Source organism: Neptunomonas japonica DSM 18939 (genome assembly GCF_000422765.1).
GTDB classification, from domain to species: Bacteria; Pseudomonadota; Gammaproteobacteria; order Pseudomonadales; family Balneatricaceae; genus Neptunomonas; species Neptunomonas japonica.
The window spans coordinates 1-20,593 of the sequence record NZ_AUGR01000022.1 but is presented as its reverse complement, the minus strand read 5'-3'; the positions used below and the strand labels follow the sequence as shown (position 1 = coordinate 20,593).

Sequence of the window (20,593 nt, the reverse complement as noted above, 5' to 3'; positions counted from 1 at the left end):
GACCGTATATGAATAGTGATTCTTCATCCGTTGCATGGCTACACTCGCCTATAAAACCATTAGATAGTATGACGATGTATGCAGCTATGGAGCATCAAAAACAGCTCACTAAGCCTGCTGGATCTTTAGGTAAATTGGAAAGCATTGCTATTCGTTTAGCGGCAATGCAAGGCGTGTTATTTCCGACGGCTGACCATGTTTCTATTGCCATCTTTGCAGCAGATCACGGTATTGCAGAAGAGGGGGTGTCGGTATTTCCTCAGTCAGTTACTGCCGAAATGGTTAAAAACTTTTCTCATGGCGGTGCCGCTATCTGTGTAGCGGCACGTTTTTTAAATGCGCCTATGACCGTGTACAATCTGGGCACTGTGTCACCCACTGAGGGTTTGGCTAATGTTGTCAATTGCACGATTGCTCCTCAGACTGCTAGCTTTCTACATCATTCCGCTATGACTGAAGAGCAGCTTGCACAAGCTATAAATACTGGACGACAAGCCGTGTTAACGTCGTCAGAGAAGCAGCTAAAACAAGGTCATAAACTTGATCTATTTATTGCGGGAGAGATGGGCATTGCCAATACAACATCGGCGACTGCCATTGCTGCTGTGCTGCTTAATACAGCCCCTGACAAACTAGCAGGACCTGGTACTGGATTAGATGCTAAAGGTGTCTCTCATAAGGCAGTGATTATCGCAAAAGCACTGCAAACACATGAAAAAGCTCTGGCTAATAGTTGGACAGATCCACTAATTGCACTGCAGTTATTAGGTGGTTTTGAAATTGCTGCGCTTACAGGAGCTTATCTTACTTGTGCGCAAGAAGGCGTGCCTGCTGTTGTTGATGGTTTCATCTGTACAGTGGCAGCCTTGATGGCGTCTCGTATTAATCCTGAGGTGTCTGATTGGCTCATCTTATCTCATAATTCAGCTGAACCCGCCTATGCCTTATTGCTAGAAGGTTTTGCAGCTCAGGTGCCGTTATTGAATCTTGAGTTGCGCTTAGGGGAAGGTAGCGGTGCTGCTATTGCTGTTCCACTTATAAGGCTTGCTTGTTCTTTGCATCATGAAATGTCTACATTTGAAGAAGCGGCGGTGTCTTCTTCGACAGTAACATCTGTCGAAGTAGCGCTGTAAGATGAAGCAGCACTGTAATAGCAAGCAACCGTTGATTATTGATGCATTACGACACGGAGAGACAGTACAAGGCCAATGCTATCTTGGACGCACCGATGCAGAGCTAACGGATCATGGGTGGCAGCAAATGCACGCTACTATGCAGAATATCAATGTGGATGATTATGATGCCATCATTACTTCTCCATTAGTTCGTTGCCAGGCGTTTGCTGAGCGTTGGGTTGGATCACAAGAGTCAGGTACTGAATTACTAACCACCGATCCATTCATTCAAGAATACGATTTTGGTCTGTGGGATGGTATGACGGCAGTAGATATCATGTCGCATTGGCCTGATGAGTTAGCTGACTTTTGGCGTGATCCAGAGCAGTTTCCTCCTCCTCAAGGGGAGCTAATAACTGAATTTTTTAAACGCTTACAAGTTTTTGTAAATACCAAAATAGCCAGTGAACATAGCAAGGTACTTTTAATTACACATGGTGGTGTGATCAAAGCATTGACGTGTTTGAATGAGGGACGACCTGCATCTAGAATGTTTGGTGTTGAGGCTAAACACGGCGAATTACATCGACTTGCGTGGCAGCGTGTATGAAGATTTTTTTCTCTGAGCAGTGGCAGGCTCTGTGCGTAGCAATACAGTTTTTGACGCAGCTTCCTATTAGATTACGTTCCTATCCTGACTCTCGCGTACAGGCGCTTTCACTACTCTACTATCCACTCGTGGGTGCTGTAATTGGTGGCATTTTGTATGTGCTAAGTTGGTTACTTAACGAGCAATCACTTCATTTGCAAGCATCACTTGTGTTGATCAGCTGGGTGGTGCTTACGGGAGGCTTACACCTGGATGGATTAGCTGACAGTGCAGACGGTTGGATGGGTGGTTTAGGTGACCCTGAGTGTACGTTACGCATTATGAAAGACCCTTGTTCTGGGGCGATAGGCGTTCTGTCCTTAATACTATTACTTCTACTGAAGTGGTCAGCACTCATAACATTACTCGGAACAGCCACGCTGCTTCCCATATTACTTGCTCCGGTGTTTGCCCGACTGGGGGCTATAATCTTACTTGCCTGCACGCCTTATGTACGAGCGCAGGGAATAGCCTCTTCCATGGTAGCAGTAATGCCGCGGCAAGGTATTTATGTATTGGGGTTCTTAGGAACGGTACTGTTAGCATGGTTTAGTTTTGCGTCGTTGTTGGTAATCGTCGTTGTGTTTTGGGTCGTACGAAGAATGATGCTAACGCGCTTAAAAGGCACCACGGGTGATACCGCTGGTGCCCTCATTGAGTTGCTGGAAGTAACCTTATTGGCAGTGGCAAGCATCATCTTGGAAATCTGATATTTGAGCATTTTTGAGTAATTCAGCCATAATTATTTCTGGCTTGAATTGTTGGCTGCGCAGCAGTGCTGCATCTTGCATTTTTATCTGCTTATCTGGGTGACGGCAATGTTCAATCATCGTTGCAGCCATTTCATGTGAATTCTCTACAAGGTAGCCACTTACCTTATCTTCGATAATATCTTTTGGGCCTTTGCAGTGGTAAGCAGCAACAGGTAAGCCACAACTCAGGGCTTCTAATACAACACAACCAAAAGTATCAAAACGTGATGGTAGTAGCAGCAAATCTGCACGCTGATACAATGCAGGCAAATCAGTCTTATCAACCCAGTCTAAAAAACTTGCTTCAGGTAGGACTATCTGTAACTGCTTTGCTGCGGGTCCTGTACCTGCAATCCATAATTCTGCATGTGGAATCTTCGACTTTACAGCCGAAAATATGCTGGGTAAGTCAAATACACCTTTCTCATCACTGAGGCGCCCTACGTACAAAAAAATCGGGTTCAATTGGTTATTATGCAAGGAGTTTTTACTACAGAGGTTTTCATTATGAATCCCTTTGTCGTATGGCGTTTCTTGGTTGCGGTAAATATCTGCAACCCAATGTTGAGTAAGGAAAACTTTTTCTGTATCTATCCCCATTTCAGAGCTGGTTAACCAGTCTCGGTGATCATTGTTTAGTGTATAGATGCCTTCAAACTGCAGGTAAAAAGCGCGGAGTAAACGGCGTATTCTATCTGTTTCATGGCCATTTAAATTCATGGTTTGTTGGACGAACTCCATCCAGTCGGTATGCATAAAAAAGAATGCGGGTACCGAGAATGCTTTTTTAAGATAGAGGGCGATTGCGCCCATTAGCATCTCTGTTGAACAAATAATTCTGTCATAACTTCCTTGCTCAAAAATACGCTGAACCTTGATTATATCGGGGACATTAAACTCTTGCTCACCTAAGCTTGAGATTTGGAATTGTTGTACCGGTTCAACAACAATAAGGTGTTCTTCAGATGTAAGAGTGGGATGGCATGTCAGAATGTCTATTGGATAATTGTGTTTCTGGATTTCTGATAATGTACTTTGTAAGGCAGAAGATACGCCATTGTTGTCACTAAAAGTGTCCGTTAACCACAGTATTTTTTGTGGGTGCTGTCCTTTATCTAAGTGATCAGCCAGTTCATTTAGAAAGGGCCTATTACTGTAAATGACCTGACTTGCCACAAAGGACGCTCCTGCAATTACCAGTGATGCAAGTGCCGGAAAGGTTAGTTGATCCAGTATTTTTGCAAGATTTAAGGATGTCATGTGGTCGCTACCAGCTGTTAGCTCTTGTGCTTTATCTCCTGCAAACAGTGCCCGTAACTGGGTGGGTATTTCAAACTTACGAATAAGCTCATCCGTATTTAACTCAAAATCACCGAACCCCGGTCGATTGTCTTTTTTAGCTAATGTTAAGTGCTGGTTTAAGCGCGAGAAAAAGATACTCGTGACTACGTTATAAATTTCAGGAATACCTGTGCGAATAGTGTTCAGGAAGTTATCTGGGTCTTTGCGTTGGGTACGAGCGATTTCTTTAACAACTTTTAAGGTCGGGCGAAACTCTTTGGTAACACCAATACTGGTTAATAGAGAGGGCTTAGTTCCAGAAAGCGCTTCATGGAATGTTTTAAGAAAGGTGAGAGTGTATTTGTGTCGTTTGAGTTCTTGCATGGCGTTACTCACGCCAAGGCATAGCACCTTGTCTTGTAATGACCCTTTATGAAGTAATAGGCGCAACAATCCAGGGTCTTCCATGTGAATGGCGACTTGTGAAAAATAGTCGAGGAAAGTTACAGTTAACTTTTCTTCTTTGCCCACTTCGCCATATGGTGCTGTTCTTCCATCACGTATTGCTTCGAGTACTAACTCAGAGCGCCTTGTGCTTTTTAGTCTATTGGCTAAGTCAGGAATGTGCGCCAAGGTTCCAGTGCGCCCTGCAAAAATCCCATTGTGATCATCAGAACCGCCAGTTAATGACTTGTTGTAAGGGTCAGAACAAAAATCATACGGGTTTAAATTGTGTGTATGCGCATAAGCATTGATTTTGTCGGGAGTAAGGCTCTCAACCCAATGACGTGTCAGCTGGTTTTGCCAATAGCCCCGTTGCCCATTAAGTACTTCAAAGCGTTGGAACATAACTGCGAATTTTTCAAGTATTGAGATATCAGGGCGCTGTTTATGCGTATAGAAAAACAATGGGTGAGGTAATACGGTAGGAATATCGTTTTCTAAAGTGTATCGGGTAAAGTCTAAAATATTATGACGTAAACTATTAAGCTCTCGTTCTTGGCTTGGCGTAAACCCATATGTCAGTACATGGATACTGAGCTGCGAATCAGGAAAGTGACACGTAAACTCTGCACCTACTAATACATCATACCCCATATCAAGGAGCTGCCAGCAAGAGCGTGCATTATTATGGTTAGTTACTGTAATAAGATCTGTGCCGTTTCGTTCAAGAGTTTTAATCAGATCTTTTGTTTTAAGCCAAGTTTCAGGTAAGCGTAATAACCGCCCCCATAGCTCATCAGGTACATCACTATTTTTATCATGGCAGTGAATATCGACTTTGAGTGTTTCGTTACTAGGAAAACGCTGTTTTTGCTTATTTAAAAAGGCGTCATAATCTGTGTGCAAGCGAGAGTGAAAATCTGATTCAATAATCATAGTGACGTTCTCGTGTAGATATTCATTGTATTGTTCAATTCGGCGTCAATAGCTCGTTGTTAGATCTAGATAGTCCTAGCCTCTGAGATAGTGAAGTAGGAAGTATAAAAGACGTTGTTTTAAGAAATGTGACAGAAGCTGATTTATGTCAATTAACCGAGTTCTTCAGTTGGTTATTATGTGGGTTATCTTACATAAATAATTAGGTAATAGTGATGAGTACATGTTGTGGTTCTTGCGGTGGTCAGAGTGCAGAAGAAATTAAGCAGCAAGAGCAAGCTGATGCTGAAAAGCGTAAAAAGGCTAGCGAAGAAAAGAAGGATGAAAAGTAGTTAGCGTGTGAGAATACACATTGATTACAGTTGGCCAGATCCATTGATTCTGGCTAACTGTAAGTACTACTTTGTTGTGATCAGTTTTTAGTACGAAATAATGAATATAGTGTCGCTTGATCTAGCAGTCCATTAACCTTTAGATTTTTACTTGATTGATACTTCTCAATGGCAGCACGAGTTTGTGGGCCATATGCTCCATCAGGTTTCCCTTTGAAGTAATCCTCATCATAGAGCTTTTTCTGCGCTCGAATTACTGTAGCAAGATAAACTCGTACTTTACCGTGTTCCGTTTCTAAGTCGATCGGCGGAGAGGGTTTTGTAAGCCTATCAGCTCTGAGCGCATCAACCATGGTTAAGACAGCTACACCATAAGTATGTGATGGGTTTTTAGTACAATAAGTGTGTAAATAGTTTGTTAACGTTTCTAAGTTTTCCCATGGTGCAAGATCAAATGTCTCTTTGGAATAGCGGTTTTCACCTGTTAAATACCCGTAAGCCCAGCCGCCGTACATAAACGCGCTAGTTGATCCCGTTTCTTTCATATCATTTACAAATCGACTACAGACGAAGTTACCAACACCTTTGATTGAAAACTGATTGTTGTCTAGGGCCGCTGCTGTGATATTTGTTGATGTTAAAGCTAAATAAATAGATGCCAATGCAGCAATACGGAATGTAGTCATTAGTTACTCCATTAATAATGATTTTACTGTTTAAATCAGTGAAACTAATTATAGTAATTATTAGCGTATATTTTAGTTTTTTTTCATAAAAAAAGCGGGGCATGTTAGCCCCGCTTTTTTATATGGTACAAAAAGGCATTACACGCTTTTTTTAACTCGACGAGCAGTCAGTAATCCACCTAAACCAAGCCCAAGTAGCCACAAAGTGCCTGGTAATGGCACACCAGAAGGAGGAGTTGAAGTCACCTCAATTGATGTCATTAATAGAGTGGCAGCTGTTCCATCCCAATCTAGGAAAGTAGGGAAGGCCGTTGAGAAAGCAGGGTCTGCAGCATCAAGTGGAGATATTCCCGTAATGGAGAAGCTGGTTACACCAGGTCCAAAGCTATAAAGCTCGCCACCGTCAAAGTCGCACTCTACTTCAATTCCATTAACAACAATACACATGTCAACAAATCCGATAGGAGCGCCAACCTCTGTAAACTCACCACCACCCACTAGCTCGTAAACAAAACCATCAACAAACGGTGGATCAAACCAGCGACGAGGAGTGGGGGCAGTAAAGGTAAACGCGCCTGGAGCTGGAACGAATGGTAAAATTGGATTGTCTTGATTTGTTCCAATTTCTACGCCACCCACACCACCAAAGGCGAATAGGAATGTTGCAGGAGTACCGTCTGGGTTACCTGCTCCGCTAGAGCCTCCTACGAATTCACTCTCATCACCGTCACCGAATCCGCCATCGCCTAATTCACTGTCTCCATCTGGGTTAGACTGACCAAGAGAGTAAACTTGCGAACCTAAAATATCGACAGCTGCTAGAGCTTCAGCTTCGCTACCGTGGGCGCCATAAAAAATATTAAAGCTAAAGCTTTCACCTGCAGCAAGGTCACCAAATGCAAAGTCAAATAGAGCACCATGATCTGCTGCGCCATTATCAACAAAGTCAGTATTTGCTGGGGCGGTGATTGTTCCTCCGCCAAATGTGCCGGGTACATTTAGTGGATCTACATCAAAGAACCCATCGTCACCAGAAAAGCGTACGTTACCACCGTTGGCTTCTGAATTAGCTTCAACGCCCTGAATAGTTACATATTCATTAAACTCTGTAGGTGGGATATCCCAATCCATAGCACGTCGATACACTAAATCGGTAAGTGTAAATGCTTCATTATTTGTAATGGTCACGTTGCCCTGAAAAACCCCTGGAGCAAGCGAAACACCGTAAGCATGTGTGATTGAAACATCTGCGCCTGCCATTTGAACTACAGATGTTGCGCTATTAGGTGTAGCGCCAAAGGTACCGCTAGCTATCCCGCCAGAACCACCGTTATCTACACTGGCATAAGCTGAAATGCGACCAGCACCAGTTCCTACTGCAACTCCCCAACCCTCGCATTCACAGCCCGGGGAGGTTCCATCATTGAAAGCCCCACCAGGGAATTTATAAGCAAGACCTGTAGGACCTGCATTGGCTGTTTCAAAACCATCATCCCAACCAAATTCATCTGAGCTTGGTGTGAAATTAAGGTGCCCGAAATTATTAACACCCAGTGCTACATTAGCTGTAGCGGCGTTGTTCCCTTGATCAAAAATAACAGCACCTGCATATGCAGATCCTGAAGAGGCCATACCAGCGCTTATTGCAATCGCAAGTACGCTACGCTTGACGTTTATAATTTGAAACATACATGTTTCTCCCTGTGTTTAGCTTTTTCTATTAAAAACTTAAGAAGATCAGTGTCTTAAGTTATTCAGTCTTAATAACGTTACAAAAGCATTTTATATGCCATGTTTTTTCATACATTTGTTTAATTTCTTAAATAACAAGTAGTTAGGTTGCTAATAATAATTTTTGGTTATTTTTTTTTTAAAAACCGAATATGAATTTAAAATTAATGTAAAAAAAAATGACACTCAGTAAAAATATAAAACGATACAGTTGTTATGTTCGTCTACCGTAAAGGGACGCTCATGTCGTTGCTAATATTGTTAGCGGCGGCTAAGCTCGGCTCATTGTCAAAACTGTCTGTATTGTTAGTGAAATGGGATGTATCAACTAGGTAGGCTATTGATTTGAAAAAAATTGCAATTTTTGTCGATGTTCAAAATATCTATTACACAACACGGCAAGCGTATGATCGTCAGTTTAATTACCGTAAGTTGTGGCAGCGTATCAGTGAGCAAGGTGAAATAGTGTCGGCTACGGCTTATGCGATTCATCGTGCTGATGATAAGCAGCATAAATTTCAGAGCGCACTTAAACATATGGGTTTTACGGTAAAACTGAAGCCCTTTATTCAGCGAAGCGATGGTTCAGCTAAGGGCGATTGGGATGTTGGCATTGCTATTGATGTAATGGATGTTGCTAAAGAGGTTGATACAGTTGTTTTGCTTTCTGGTGACGGAGACTTTGACCTGCTGTTAGATAAAGTACGAAAAGATTATAACGTCACAGCAGAGGTCTATGGTGTTCCATCGCTAACGGCTAACTCTTTAGTTGAGGCCGCATCTGTTTTTCATCCGATTAGAGATGATCTTTTACTGTGATTGCTCTTTGAAAAATTAGCCAGGTCTTCAACGCTGGCTAATTTTCTATTCTTACTGAACACTATTCATTCAGCACTAGCATTACCTTATTTATCTGATTCATCAGAGATATTAAAACGATCAGGATCGTTTGTAATATCAACGTCCACGTTAGCAGATGGAATTTTAAAGTCGTACACACGCTGCCAACCTTCGCTTTCTGGCGGGCGTTCCCAAACAGTTCCAGCATTATAAGTAAGTAAATCAGTTAACGAAGGGTCCATAGACGACAGTTTCTGCAAAGGAACCGGTAGCATGTTAGCCAATTCGTTAGCGGCGTACTCTTGTGTTTCATATCCCGTATATAGGCGCCATCCGGTATCGTTAAGATGCTCTGGTACTGTTTTATACATGAAGCGAATAGGTAAGTTTTCATCAAACGTCAACTTAGATACCAGCGCTAAAAATCCATTTTTTGTCTGGTTAGTTTCAGCGTCTTCAGAAATAGGGGTGTCTACTGTGGGTGTCTTCATAGCAAAATCCAACGAAATTTAAACGAACGATATTGTATAGTAAATCGAAGAACTTGAGGACTAAAACACTCGCACTGTTCTCTATATCTAATAAAGCTGGATGCGATGTTAAAAAAATATCGCTATTATCTTGTATCGTTTGAAAAAGTCATCAGGTATCAATATAGATGTTAGATAAAATTCTACTAATCGAAGATGATGAAAAGCTGACTCAGCTTCTTAGCTTATACCTTAGCCGCAATGGCTTTGAGGTGGCATTTGGGCATAGAGGTGATGAAGCTATAGCACTTTTGGAACAAGTACAGCCTGATTTGCTTATCCTTGATCTTATGTTACCGGGAATGGATGGCTTGAGTGTATGCCGTGAGGTTAGAGGTATTTTTAACGGAAAAATACTGATTCTTACTGCGAGCGATGATGATATGGACCAGGTAGCAGCGTTGGAGATGGGAGCTGATGATTTCGTCTGTAAGCCTTTACAACCTAGGGTGCTGTTAGCACGTATCCGTATGCTGTTGCGTCGCCAACCAGGAACCATTAATAACCCAGCAGTACCTCCGAGCAGACAAGCTACGCCATTGATAACCGCAGAGCATCAGTTGCATTTAGGGCAGTTGTCACTCAATCAACTGACTCAACGCTGCTATCTGGTGGGTGAGTTTGTAAACCTAACACCCGGTGAGTTTGATCTTTTATGGCTGCTGGCTTCACATGCCGATGAAACGTTGTCCCGCGATACGTTGGTAAAGTCGACCCGTGGTATTGACTACGATGGAGTAGATCGAACCATCGATAATAAGATTGCCATTCTTCGCAAGAAATTGAACGATGACTCAACGCTGCCTTCACGAATTATTACGGTCAGAGGCAAGGGCTACATGCTAGTTTCAGATCAATGGAGCTGATCCATACATTTCCATACACTCCTGTGGGTGATGCCATTACCTTGTCTATGTAAGAATAAGTTAACACTACCAGTACAAATGGGATTTACTGCTTATGGCTCGCCTCTTCATCACCCTCTATATGGGTATTATTGCAGCGCTGATTGGGTTTTTGGTGCTAATTGAAGTCTTTACTACACAGTTATTTTATGACTTTGAAGAGGAAGCTCTGCGTAGCTACATTCAGCTTTTCGAAGAGGTATATGAGCTATCAGGCGAACAGCAAATGGAAGCATCAATGCATCGAACCGCAAAGTTGGAAAATCAATTACTGACTGTAGTTACGGATGCTAGCATACTTGAACGCCCCGAAATTAAAAACATGCCGAGCTCAAGCATACTTAATAAAAGCCTTGAACCCGGTATTGATGATGACGATGTTATTTATATGCGTCTTAGTGTTAACGACAAAATTTACCGCAGTACTAATGATACCTCTTCTGATTTTTCTAAGGCAGTTAAGACACTAGAACGAGTATATACCTTAGGTTTTTTCCTTGTTACTGCTTTCACGCTTGCCGTTTGGATTTACCTCTTACAACGCAAGCTTAAAATGCTAGAAATGTCAGCTATGGCTATTGCAGAAGGAAATTTTTCTGTTAGGGCACCGATGTCACCTAAACATAGAGTAGGGAGGTTAAATGGCTCATTCAATCAAATGGCTGAGCGCATAGAGCTGCTTATTGCCAGCCATAAACGTTTAACAAATGCTGTAGCGCATGAATTAAGAACCCCCATCTTTCGCTTACGCTGTCAGTTAACCATGCTAGAAGAGGATATAAAAACGCCTGAACATCAGCCTTTTTTGCATGGAATGGAAGAGGATCTAACAGAGTTAGACCAGCTAGTTGAAGAGTTGCTCACCTATGCCAAGATGCAAAGGTCTGGAATTCTAGGAGATTTTAGTACTCAGTCTTTCCCTCGATGGTTACTAAACCAACAACCAATATTACAGCGCAGTTGTATGAAAAGCCTTCAGATTTTTCCTGGCAAGCCTGTTGATATACAGTTTGATAGCCGCTTACTTCTTCGAGCACTTAGCAATCTGATTAGAAATGCGGATATACACGCTAATGCTCAAATCGAGCTCCACTCTTTTATTGAGAATGACCGCCTAGTGATCTGTGTTGATGATGACGGGCAGGGCGTACCTAAAAATGAGTGTGGACGTATTTTTGAGCCTTTTGAGCGACTTGATACGGCTCGAGCCAATAATACCGGCGGGCATGGATTAGGGTTGTCTATTGTCAAGGAGATCATGGAAATACACCAGGGAGAGGTGAAGGTTTCTGCGTCTCCATTAGGTGGTGCGCGTTTTGCGCTTTATCTTCCTATAAGCCTGTTTTAGCAGACGTTATCAATACAATCCTATACATACTTGCACTATTGTCCGGATAGTTGGACCTTAATAATAGGCCTCATGAATTTTAAATACACATGAGGCTATACCAATGAATAAAACCACACTTATTGCTACCACTGTCATGTTACTAGGTGCCACGCTTACGGTTAATGCTGGAGATTTTACAGTAGGTGCCGGTGGTGCTTCTTTTAAAACTCCGTATAAAGGCTTTAAAGATAACAGTGGTCCTTTTTTCTTTGTAGAGTATGAAGGTGAAGGCTTTTCTGTTGGATCTTCAGGTGCGCATTATCGTTTCTTAGGAAATGATGATACGCCTTTAAGCCTTTATGCCACGTTGACTTCAGTTGGGTCGGATTTTAAAAGCAAAGATTCTAGGTTCTTCGCCGGCATGAAAGACCGCGATATGAGTGTTGACCTAGGTATCTCGGCTGTTTATAGAGTAGGTGATGCAGGAGAGTTATCGGCCTCTTTGCTTCATGATGTTGCAGGTGCTTATAAAGGCTTCTTTGCAGAAGTTAGTTATAGCCATGCTATAGAGCTAGGTAGCTTTGCTGTTTTATCTCCATCTGCAGGTTTGAGCTTTCTAAGTAAAGACTATGTTGATTATTACTATGGTGTACGTGCAAACGAGGCTACAGCGGCACGTGCTGCATATAAAGGTGAGGCAACAGTCACACCTTATGTAGGTTATGACGTCATAGTTCCAGTCTCTGACAAATGGAATCTATTTCACTCAACCAGTTATTCTTGGTTAGGAAGCAAGATAAAAAAATCCTCTATTGTTGATCGCGACAATGCGTGGGCTACGACTTTGGGCGTTGCTTACACCTTTTAAATAGCACTTTTATTCTAAGGGCCAATAAGGCCCTTTTCTGTCTTTTGTTATGGGTTGAGGTGTTAGATGAAGCGATCAAAACAACTTGCTGTCAGTTTGTTTATATTGGTTTGTGTTTGGGTATTAACCGGTAGTGTCCAATCGAGTCATGAGGTTTTCGATAAAGAAGTATCTAGCACTCCAGCCACGAACCCAAAAGTTGTTGTGAAAAAAAGCCTTTCAAGCGCCAAGCTTATTCATAAAGTGCTCACACTAACGGGACATGTAGAACCTTACCGGATGGTCACATTACGAGCAGAAACGTCAGGCAAGGTAGTTTCTACCTCAGTAGAGCGAGGCCAGCGCGTTAAAGTAGATCAGCTATTGATTACATTATCGATGAATGATCGAGAAGCGAAGCTTAAGCAAGCTAAAACAGCACTACAGCAAAGAAAAAGTGATTTTATTGCTAATAAAAAATTGCAAAACAAAGGCCTGCGTGCAAAAAATACAGTCCTGAATCATGCAGCTTTAGTCACAACAGCCGAAGCGGAATTAGCGCAAATACAGGAAGATATTCTATATACGCAAATACAGGCGCCTTTTGCCGGAATATTAGATCAGCGTCCTTTGGAGGTGGGTGACTTTGTTGATCGTGCAGATAAAGCAGCAGTGCTGATTGATGATAGCTATGTACTTATTAACGTACAAATCCCGCAGCATCATTTAGCCAGTATTCAGCAGGGGCAGAAAGTTACTGCACGCTTGATCACCGACGTAGAGGTGACAGGTTATGTCTCATATATTGCTAGTTTGGCCAACGCAGAAACCCGAAGTTTTACTGTCGAGATACAAGTGCCTAATCCAGAACAAAAGTCTTGGTTAGGTTTAAGTAGCCATGTGGAGTTTCCTCTAACACAACATAGTGTACACCTCATCTCTCCTGCATTATTAAATCTTGATTACCAGGGCGAGTTATATGTAAAAACCTTAGGAGAAGGCTACAGGGTTGATGCGTATCCGGTTTCTATTATTCGCCATGAAACGAAAGGCGTTTGGGTGTCTGGTTTACCTGAATATGTAAATTTGCTGGTTCAAGGGCAGGGGTACTATCAGAAGGGCGAATACTTAGACAATAACCTTGTGCAGGCAGTCGCTGTGTCAGAACAGGGTCAGGAACAGTCGTTATGATTGATTTTTTGATGGGACGAAATCGCACGGTCTTATTACTGTTAGCTTTTCTTATGATTGCAGGTACGGCAGCTTTCATAGCGATTCCTAAAGAGTCTGACCCAGATATACCTATTCCATTTATTTATGTTTCGATGATCCATGAAGGAATATCACCTGAAGATGCAGAGCGTTTGTTGATTCAGCCCATGGAAAAAGAGCTAAGAAACATAACAGGACTTAAGGAGATGAAGTCCAAGGCTTTAGCAGGTTATGCCTCCGTTATTTTAGAATTTGAGGCAGGCTTTGATGCTAAACAAGCACTATTAGATGTGCGATCACAAGTCGAACTAGCAAAAAGAGAGCTGCCTACGACAACAGAGAGCCCTTCGGTAAATGAAATTAATACAGCTCTCTTTCCTGTAATGACGTTAAGTATCTCAGCTGCTTTCGATGAGCGTCAACTCATTGGTATAGCAAGACAGCTAAAGCGTGAAATAGTCGCCTTGCCCAATGTCCTTTCAGTAGAAATTGGAGGAGATAGAGAAGAAGTCCTAGAGGTCGAAATTGACCCTGTTTTGTTAGATGGTTATCAAATAGATTTCCAAACAGTGATGGATGTCGTAAGTCGGAATAATTTATTGGTCACCGCGGGAGCTTTGGATACAGGGGCTGGTAGGATGATTTTCAAAGTACCGGGGGTGATAGACGAACTGAATGATATTCTTCAGCTTCCGATTAAAGTAAATGGTTCAACAGTGGTCACCTTTGCTGATATAGCAAGGTTACGCAGTACGTTTAAAGATCCAGAAGGTTTTGCCAGAGTGGATGGGAAACCTGCTATTTCGTTAGAAATATCTAAGCGCTCCGGTGCTAATATCATTGAAACAGTCACTCAAGTCCAAGCAGTAGTGGCTGCGGCTAAGCAGGTGATGCCTAAACAGGTAGATATTACCTATATCCTTGATCAGTCAGCTCAGGTCAGCACGTTATTATGGGATTTACTTAATAACATACTCAGCGCTATGGTTATTGTGATGATAATCATCATTGCAGTTTTAGGCTTACGTTCTGCGCTGTTAGTAGGCTTGGCAATTCCGGGGTCATTTTTAATAGGAATTTTACTGATATTCAGTCTTAACATAACCATGAATATCGTCGTATTGTTTAGTCTGATTCTTGTCGTTGGTATGTTAGTCGATGCGGCGATTGTTGTTGTAGAGATGGCAGATACCCGCCTAAAAGCAGGTGATAATGGGTATGAAGCATTTAGTTATGCTGCTCGGCAGATGGCTTGGCCGATTATTGCATCCACACTGACGACTTTAGCGGTGTTCATACCGTTAGCATTCTGGCCTGGTACGGTAGGTGAGTTTATGAAGTACTTACCCATCACCGTTGTTGTGTGTTTATTAGCTTCACTTTGTATGGCGCTAATATTCTTACCGGTGCTCGGTTACATGTTTAATCGCTCACGAACATCTAAAAAGGTGGAGCAAGACAGATCTTTGAGCATAGGCTCAAAGGCGTATATGTCATTACTAAAATCCTTAGTTAAGCATCCGGGCAAAACGTTAGTAGCGACATTAACTTGTGTATTTTCTGTTTATGCTTTGTATGGTTTATATGGTGTTGGGATTGAGTTTTTTCCAGATACTGAACCAGAAACTGCCATGATTCAGGTACATGCCCGCGGGGACTTATCAGTTATCGAAAAAGATAAGCTACTAAGACAAGTCGAAAATCGCATGATAGGAATGGATGACCTTAGACCTGTTTACGCTCGCTCTTTTGCGCAATCAGATAGTGATGGAAAAGAGGATTTGATTGGTGTTGTGCAGTTTCGTTTTACAGATTGGCATCAGCGAAGCCCTGCAAAAACAATATTAAGAGATATTCAACAACGTACGACCGGTATACCTGGGTTGTACTTGGATATCGTTGAAGAGGAAGGAGGCCCTTCAGGCGGAAAGCCAATAGAGATAGAGGTCAGTGGTCTACAACAAGATTTATCAGCGGCGGTTGAGCTTATCCGCGACTTGATGATAGAGATAAAGGGTTTTAACAACGTTGAAGATAACCGACCTTTACCAGGCATTGAGTGGCTCATCTCAGTGAACCGACAAGAGGCTGCGCGCTATGGCGCTGATATAGCCTCAATTGGAAATGCTGTTCAAATGGTAACAGCGGGTATCAATTTGACAAAATATCGACCGAACAATGCTTATGATGAAATTGATGTTCGTGCTCGGTTCCCGCAGGTAGACCGAACACTGCAGCAATTAGAGAACCTTAGAATAAAAACGGCTAAGGGTATGATACCTGTTAAGAATTTTGTTGAAATAATTCCATCACACAAAACTAATATTATTCAGCGCGTCGATGGTAGGCAGGTAGCGACTTTGAAGTCAGATATTCTTGATGGATTATTAGTGGATGCGCAGTTAAAAAAGTTGCAAAAAGGTATTTCTGAGCTGGATTTTCCTGCAAGCGTCGCGCTCACTTTTAAAGGTGAGGATGCAGATCAGCAGGAAAGTATGGCGTTTCTATTGAAGGCTTTTTTAGTTGCTCTTTTTATAATGCTGTTAATTTTGGTAACGCAGTTTAATAGCGTTTATCAAAGCCTATTAGTGCTGAGTGCAATCATTTTTTCAACCGCTGGCGTTATGTTGGGTTTGTTTATAACACACCAACCTTTTGGCATTGTTATGGGAGGCATAGGCGTTATCGCGCTTGCTGGTATTGTGGTTAATAACAATATTATTCTTATTGATGCTTACAACCGAAAAAGGGAGCAAGGGGTTTGTGCTATAGAAGCGGCTATCGCAACCGGGTCAGAGAGATTGAGGCCTGTATTGCTGACATCGGTTACGACCATTACAGGACTAATTCCGATGGCATACGGTTTGAATTTAGATTTAATCAACCGGCAGATAGGTATTGGTGCGCCTTCATCGCAAATGTGGACGCAGCTGGCCAGTACAATTGCTGGTGGTTTAAGCTTTGCCACTTTGCTGACGTTGTTTCTTACACCGTGCATGTTGGTGATGGGAGATCGATATTTATCTAAAACCGCTTAGCGTCTAGTGTGATAACAAAACAAAAAAGCCCGTCATAAGACGGGCTTTTTATTGTCAGCTGTAATTAAGCTTGAACTGTAGGAATAACAGTTGCCGCTTTAGCTGTGTAGTTTTCGATTTGATCGAAGTTCAAGTAACGGTATACATCTTCAGCCATTGGGTCTAGCTTAGCTGTATATTCCATATACTCTGCAACAGTAGGGATCCTACCGATAAGGGCAGCAACAGCAGCCAATTCAGCAGAAGACAGGTAAACATCAGCACCTGTACCCAAACGGTTAGGGAAGTTACGCGTTGACGTAGAAACAACGGTTGATTTGTCTGCTACGCGTGCTTGGTTACCCATGCACAATGAACAACCCGGCATTTCCATGCGAGCACCGGCTTTACCGAAGATGTTGTAGTAACCTTCTTCAGTTAGCTGTGCGGCATCCATTTTCGTTGGCGGTGCAATCCACATGCGTGTTGGTAGTGAAGTACCAGCAGCATCTAGAAGCTTACCAGCAGCACGGAAGTGACCAATGTTTGTCATACAAGAACCGATGAATACTTCATCAATTTTTGTACCAGCAACTTCAGACAATACTTTCACATCATCAGGGTCGTTAGGGCAAGCCAAGATAGGCTCTTTAACATCAGCCAGATCAATTTCGATCACTGCAGCGTATTCAGCATCAGCATCAGCTGTCATCAAGTCTGGGTTAGCTAGCCATTCTTGCATGCCAGCGATACGACGTTCGATTGTACGTACATCACCGTAACCTTCAGAAATCATCCACTTCAACATTGTGATGTTGGAGTTTAGATATTCTCGGATTGGCGCCTCATCTAGTTTGATAGAGCAGGCAGCAGCAGAACGCTCAGCAGCCGAGTCAGACAATTCGAAAGCCTGCTCAACTTTAAGGTCTGGTAAACCTTCAATCTCAAGGATACGGCCAGAGAAGATGTTTTTCTTACCGGCTTTAGCAACCGTCATCAATCCAGCTTTGATTGCGTACAAAGGAATAGCGTTAACTAGGTCACGTAGAGTGATACCAGGTTGAAGCTTGTCACCTTTAAAACGAACCAATACTGACTCAGGCATATCTAGTGGCATTACGCCAGTAGCGGCAGCAAAGGCAACTAGACCAGAACCCGCTGGAAAAGAGATACCGATTGGGAAACGCGTATGAGAGTCACCACCTGTACCGACAGTATCAGGAAGCAGCATACGGTTTAACCAAGAATGGATTACACCGTCACCAGGGCGTAGTGAAACACCACCACGGTTCATGATGAAGTCTGGCAATGTATGGTGAGTCTGAACATCAACAGGTTTAGGGTACGCTGCTGTATGACAGAAAGACTGCATTGTCAGATCAGCAGAGAAGCCTAGGCAAGCCAAGTCTTTAAGCTCATCACGAGTCATAGGGCCAGTCGTATCCTGAGAGCCTACAGTCGTCATTTTTGGTTCACAGTAAGTGCCAGGAAGAACACCGGCTACGCCGCATGCTTTACCTACCATTTTCTGAGCATGAGTATAGCTCTTGCCGCTATCTGCAGGCTGATCTGGTTTGCGGAATAGGTCCGTAGGCGCAAGCCCTAACGCTGTGCGCGCTTTATCAGTAAGACCACGACCAATGATCAGAGGAATACGGCCGCCAGCACGCACTTCATCAAGAAGAACCTGAGTTTTTAGGCCGAATGTGCAAAGTTCTTCGCCAGTTTCAGCGTTTTTAGCAACACCTTCATATGGATAAACGTCAATAACGTCACCCATATTCATTTTTTCTACATCCATCTCGATAGGTAAAGCACCGGCATCTTCCATTGTGTTAAAGAAGATAGGAGCAATTTTACCACCGAAGCAGTAGCCGCCAGCACGCTTGTTAGGAACGTTCGGGATATCATCACCGAAGAACCACAATACGGAGTTAGTAGCAGACTTACGTGAAGAACCTGTACCTACTACATCACCAACATATGCAACAGGGTGGCCTTTAGCTTTGATTTCTTCGATTTGCTTAAGTGGACCTACAGAACCGTCAACATCTGGGTTAATTCCATCACGTGACATTTTCAGCATTGCATTAGCATGTACTGGGATATCAGGACGTGTAAATGCATCGGGAGCAGGCGACAGGTCATCCGTATTAGTTTCACCAGTTACTTTGAAAACAGTAACTGTGATCTTCTCTGCCAATTCTGGTTTAGACGTAAACCACTCAGCATTAGCCCATGACTCAAGAACTTGTTGAGCGTGAGCATTACCAGCTTCTGCTTTTTCTTGCACATCATGAAATGCATCAAATACAAGTAATGTCCGCGATAGTGCAGTAGCAGCAGTAGGTGCTAGTGCGTCGTCATCTAGGCAGTCAATTAGTGGTTGAATGTTGTAACCACCTAACATAGTACCTAGTAATTGAGTTGCTTGAACTTTATCAACTAGAGGGGAACTTGCTTCACCTTTAGTAACAGCAGCAAGAAAACCTGCTTTTACATAAGCGGCTTGGTCAACACCGGCTGGAACACGGTCTGTTAACAGGTTTAACAAAAATTCTTCTTCACCTGCAGGTGGGTTTTTCAGTAGTTCAACCAGCGCAGCTGTTTGGTCAGCGTCTAATGGTTTTGCTGGTACGCCTTCAGCGGCGCGTTCTTCTACGTGTTTACGATAAGCTTCTAGCACGATTTAGCCCTCATCAATTATTCCCACCGTTCTTTACTCATCACACCGGAGATCGATGTTACGTAAAGTTTAGTCTCGTTATTAATCTGCGTGAGGATTCTAACTTATAGACGCCTTAAAGTTAAGTTTGTAGACAATTCAGAGCGTTAGACTTTGTGCCTAAGTTGCTGCATGATCCGCTCTACTATTTTGAATTTTATGAAAAATAGGCATTTCTCAATTGAAACATGCATTATTATACTATGCTGTTATGTAGCTTATACGGTTAACAATCTGACGGTTAATATTAAGAATTATTCAATTATGCTAGTTCAGGAAAATAAAAAGGTTAGTTCTCCCATTTGGATGGCACTATCTGATTGGGATATTAACGCAGAGCTTGATAGCGACTTGGCTGAAAATATTCAGGCCGCTTTTGAGTCTATGGATCAAAAAAGCTTGATTTATAAAGGTTCTTTAGCAAAATTGAATTTAGAGTATGCAACTCGTGCAGTTGCATCGCAGCCCATGGAATTAATGACGCACGTGAAGCGCTTTTATTTGGCGATGCTGTGTAAGTCAGAAAAGAAGGTATTAGGTGCATTAATAGATCTGCTTATTATCTTACGCTACCGAGGTAACCCTCTACTGCTTCGGCTTATTAAAGAAGCTGAGACTATTCTTGGCGCTTCGCTTTGTGGAACCTTAAAGACAATTGCAGAAGATAAGACTGCAAATGGAATACTTAAACTGGATGTTTCAGGGTCTGTCTTGATCAATGGGTGTAGCTTGCCGGCAACATACCAAAAGAGGGATAAGTCATAAATGGCTGCTAACAACGGAAGTTACTTAAATGTATTACTAGCGGGCTTTGAAGGTAGCACGCTGCATACCTTAGAGTATTTTTTTCAATCACAGCGTGGCGGCAAAAAATTCAAACTTGTGGACTCCATTCTGCGCGCAGATTGGGTAATCTATAACGCTGATCAGCCCCAACCCAAAGATTTATTACAAGACCACCTTGAAAATAAAATAGGTTTGCCAGCAATTGTTATCTCTATTAAAGAACTGCAATGGAATAACAGTGTTACCTTATGTAAACCTTTTAGTGTGAAAGATTTAGAGAGCTCAATTACACAGCTCTTTAATGACGTTATAAATGCTCGTAAAAGTGAAATAAAACCAATTGTTATTGAAAAACCTTCACCAATAACATCATCATTGATAGCAGAGCCAGCAGAGCCAGCAGAGCCAGCAGAGCCAGCAGAGCCAGCAGAGCCAGCAGAGCCAGCAGAGCCAGCAGAGCCAGCAGAGCCAGCAG

16 protein-coding genes are annotated in these 20,593 nt (G+C 42.6%); 11 read left to right on the top strand and 5 right to left on the bottom strand.

Annotated elements, in window-relative coordinates; genetic code table 11:
- Positions 1-8: 8 nt before the first annotated feature.
- The 3 genes from cobT to G511_RS0114300 are packed head-to-tail and all read left to right on the top strand — an operon-like array spanning position 9 to position 2,474.
- The gene (gene cobT / locus G511_RS0114310) at positions 9-1,133 is read left to right on the top strand and encodes a nicotinate-nucleotide--dimethylbenzimidazole phosphoribosyltransferase (protein WP_084629121.1); all 1,125 of its coding nucleotides are present in this window, start codon (positions 9-11) and stop codon (positions 1,131-1,133) included.
- Position 1,134: 1 nt separating this feature from the next.
- On the top strand, positions 1,135-1,725 hold the full coding sequence (locus G511_RS23030; RefSeq protein WP_036552147.1) for a histidine phosphatase family protein: 591 nt from the start codon (positions 1,135-1,137) through the stop codon (positions 1,723-1,725).
- Entirely contained in the window at positions 1,722-2,474 is a 753-nt protein-coding gene (locus tag G511_RS0114300) for an adenosylcobinamide-GDP ribazoletransferase (RefSeq protein WP_036552146.1), read from the top strand. The genes G511_RS23030 and G511_RS0114300 overlap by 4 nt, the downstream gene beginning before the upstream one ends.
- Here the strand turns inward: G511_RS0114300 and G511_RS23025 are convergent.
- The 3 genes from G511_RS23025 to G511_RS0114280 form a co-directional block, all read right to left on the bottom strand.
- Positions 2,439-5,177 carry a glycosyltransferase gene (locus G511_RS23025; RefSeq protein WP_036552144.1) on the bottom strand — a complete coding sequence of 913 codons (2,739 nt, stop codon included), beginning with the start codon at positions 5,175-5,177 and terminating at the stop codon, positions 2,439-2,441. The two genes, G511_RS0114300 and G511_RS23025, sit on opposite strands and share 36 nt — an antisense overlap.
- 412 nt (positions 5,178-5,589) lie before the next feature.
- Positions 5,590-6,195 (bottom strand): peptidoglycan-binding protein, encoded by a 606-nt coding sequence (locus G511_RS0114285; protein WP_028470226.1) that lies wholly within the window; start codon positions 6,193-6,195, stop codon positions 5,590-5,592.
- Between the two features lie 138 nt (positions 6,196-6,333).
- The gene (locus tag G511_RS0114280; protein ID WP_028470225.1) at positions 6,334-7,884 is read right to left on the bottom strand and encodes a hypothetical protein; all 1,551 of its coding nucleotides are present in this window, start codon (positions 7,882-7,884) and stop codon (positions 6,334-6,336) included.
- A gap of 387 nt (positions 7,885-8,271) precedes the next feature.
- On the opposite strand from G511_RS0114280, the gene G511_RS0114275 reads away from it, so the two are divergent.
- Positions 8,272-8,745, top strand: coding sequence for a LabA-like NYN domain-containing protein (locus G511_RS0114275; protein ID WP_028470224.1), 474 nt, complete (start codon positions 8,272-8,274; stop codon positions 8,743-8,745).
- Positions 8,746-8,831: 86 nt separating this feature from the next.
- On the opposite strand, the gene G511_RS0114270 is transcribed toward G511_RS0114275, so the two are convergent.
- Positions 8,832-9,257: an immunity protein Imm33 domain-containing protein gene (locus G511_RS0114270; protein WP_028470223.1), complete on the bottom strand. Its 426-nt coding sequence runs from the start codon at positions 9,255-9,257 to the stop codon at positions 8,832-8,834.
- A gap of 167 nt (positions 9,258-9,424) precedes the next feature.
- Here G511_RS0114270 and G511_RS0114265 point away from each other — a divergent pair, with 167 nt between their 5' ends.
- From G511_RS0114265 to G511_RS0114245, 5 genes are all read left to right on the top strand, one after another.
- A complete protein-coding gene (locus G511_RS0114265; RefSeq protein ID WP_028470222.1) occupies positions 9,425-10,162 on the top strand; it encodes a response regulator in 738 nt (245 codons plus the stop codon).
- A 94-nt stretch (positions 10,163-10,256) separates the two neighbouring features.
- A complete protein-coding gene (locus G511_RS0114260; RefSeq protein WP_028470221.1) occupies positions 10,257-11,549 on the top strand; it encodes an ATP-binding protein in 1,293 nt (430 codons plus the stop codon).
- A 103-nt stretch (positions 11,550-11,652) separates the two neighbouring features.
- The gene (locus G511_RS23020; protein WP_051222085.1) at positions 11,653-12,399 is read left to right on the top strand and encodes a MipA/OmpV family protein; all 747 of its coding nucleotides are present in this window, start codon (positions 11,653-11,655) and stop codon (positions 12,397-12,399) included.
- A 66-nt stretch (positions 12,400-12,465) separates the two neighbouring features.
- Positions 12,466-13,569: an efflux RND transporter periplasmic adaptor subunit gene (locus tag G511_RS0114250; RefSeq protein ID WP_028470220.1), complete on the top strand. Its 1,104-nt coding sequence runs from the start codon at positions 12,466-12,468 to the stop codon at positions 13,567-13,569.
- The gene (locus tag G511_RS0114245; RefSeq protein WP_028470219.1) at positions 13,566-16,628 is read left to right on the top strand and encodes an efflux RND transporter permease subunit; all 3,063 of its coding nucleotides are present in this window, start codon (positions 13,566-13,568) and stop codon (positions 16,626-16,628) included. Before G511_RS0114250 ends, G511_RS0114245 begins: the two co-directional genes overlap by 4 nt.
- A gap of 64 nt (positions 16,629-16,692) precedes the next feature.
- On the opposite strand, the gene acnB is transcribed toward G511_RS0114245, so the two are convergent.
- Entirely contained in the window at positions 16,693-19,293 is a 2,601-nt protein-coding gene (gene acnB, locus G511_RS0114240) for a bifunctional aconitate hydratase 2/2-methylisocitrate dehydratase (protein ID WP_028470218.1), read from the bottom strand.
- A gap of 303 nt (positions 19,294-19,596) precedes the next feature.
- Between acnB and G511_RS0114235 the strand changes: the two genes are divergently transcribed.
- Together G511_RS0114235 and G511_RS23930 are read left to right on the top strand one after the other, a co-directional pair.
- Positions 19,597-20,097 (top strand): hypothetical protein, encoded by a 501-nt coding sequence (locus tag G511_RS0114235; RefSeq protein WP_028470217.1) that lies wholly within the window; start codon positions 19,597-19,599, stop codon positions 20,095-20,097.
- The coding region (locus tag G511_RS23930; protein WP_211224917.1) for a hypothetical protein at positions 20,098-20,593 on the top strand (496 nt) is incomplete at its 3' end.

Excerpts from the sequence above, each read along its gene's own strand:
- G511_RS23025 (WP_036552144.1), bottom strand. The coding sequence starts at position 5,177 with ATGATTATTGAATCAGATTTTCACTCTCGCTTGCACACAGATTATGAC.
- G511_RS23020 (WP_051222085.1), top strand. The coding sequence starts at position 11,653 with ATGAATAAAACCACACTTATTGCTACCACTGTCATGTTACTAGGTGCC.
- G511_RS0114280 (WP_028470225.1), bottom strand. The coding sequence starts at position 7,884 with ATGTTTCAAATTATAAACGTCAAGCGTAGCGTACTTGCGATTGCAATA.
- G511_RS0114265 (WP_028470222.1), top strand. The coding sequence starts at position 9,425 with ATGTTAGATAAAATTCTACTAATCGAAGATGATGAAAAGCTGACTCAG.
- cobT (WP_084629121.1), top strand. The coding sequence starts at position 9 with ATGAATAGTGATTCTTCATCCGTTGCATGGCTACACTCGCCTATAAAA.
- G511_RS0114270 (WP_028470223.1), bottom strand. The coding sequence starts at position 9,257 with ATGAAGACACCCACAGTAGACACCCCTATTTCTGAAGACGCTGAAACT.
- G511_RS0114300 (WP_036552146.1), top strand. The coding sequence starts at position 1,722 with ATGAAGATTTTTTTCTCTGAGCAGTGGCAGGCTCTGTGCGTAGCAATA.
- G511_RS0114260 (WP_028470221.1), top strand. The coding sequence starts at position 10,257 with ATGGCTCGCCTCTTCATCACCCTCTATATGGGTATTATTGCAGCGCTG.
- G511_RS23030 (WP_036552147.1), top strand. The coding sequence starts at position 1,135 with ATGAAGCAGCACTGTAATAGCAAGCAACCGTTGATTATTGATGCATTA.
- G511_RS0114250 (WP_028470220.1), top strand. The coding sequence starts at position 12,466 with ATGAAGCGATCAAAACAACTTGCTGTCAGTTTGTTTATATTGGTTTGT.
- G511_RS0114285 (WP_028470226.1), bottom strand. The coding sequence starts at position 6,195 with ATGACTACATTCCGTATTGCTGCATTGGCATCTATTTATTTAGCTTTA.
- G511_RS0114245 (WP_028470219.1), top strand. The coding sequence starts at position 13,566 with ATGATTGATTTTTTGATGGGACGAAATCGCACGGTCTTATTACTGTTA.
- G511_RS0114235 (WP_028470217.1), top strand. The coding sequence starts at position 19,597 with ATGCTAGTTCAGGAAAATAAAAAGGTTAGTTCTCCCATTTGGATGGCA.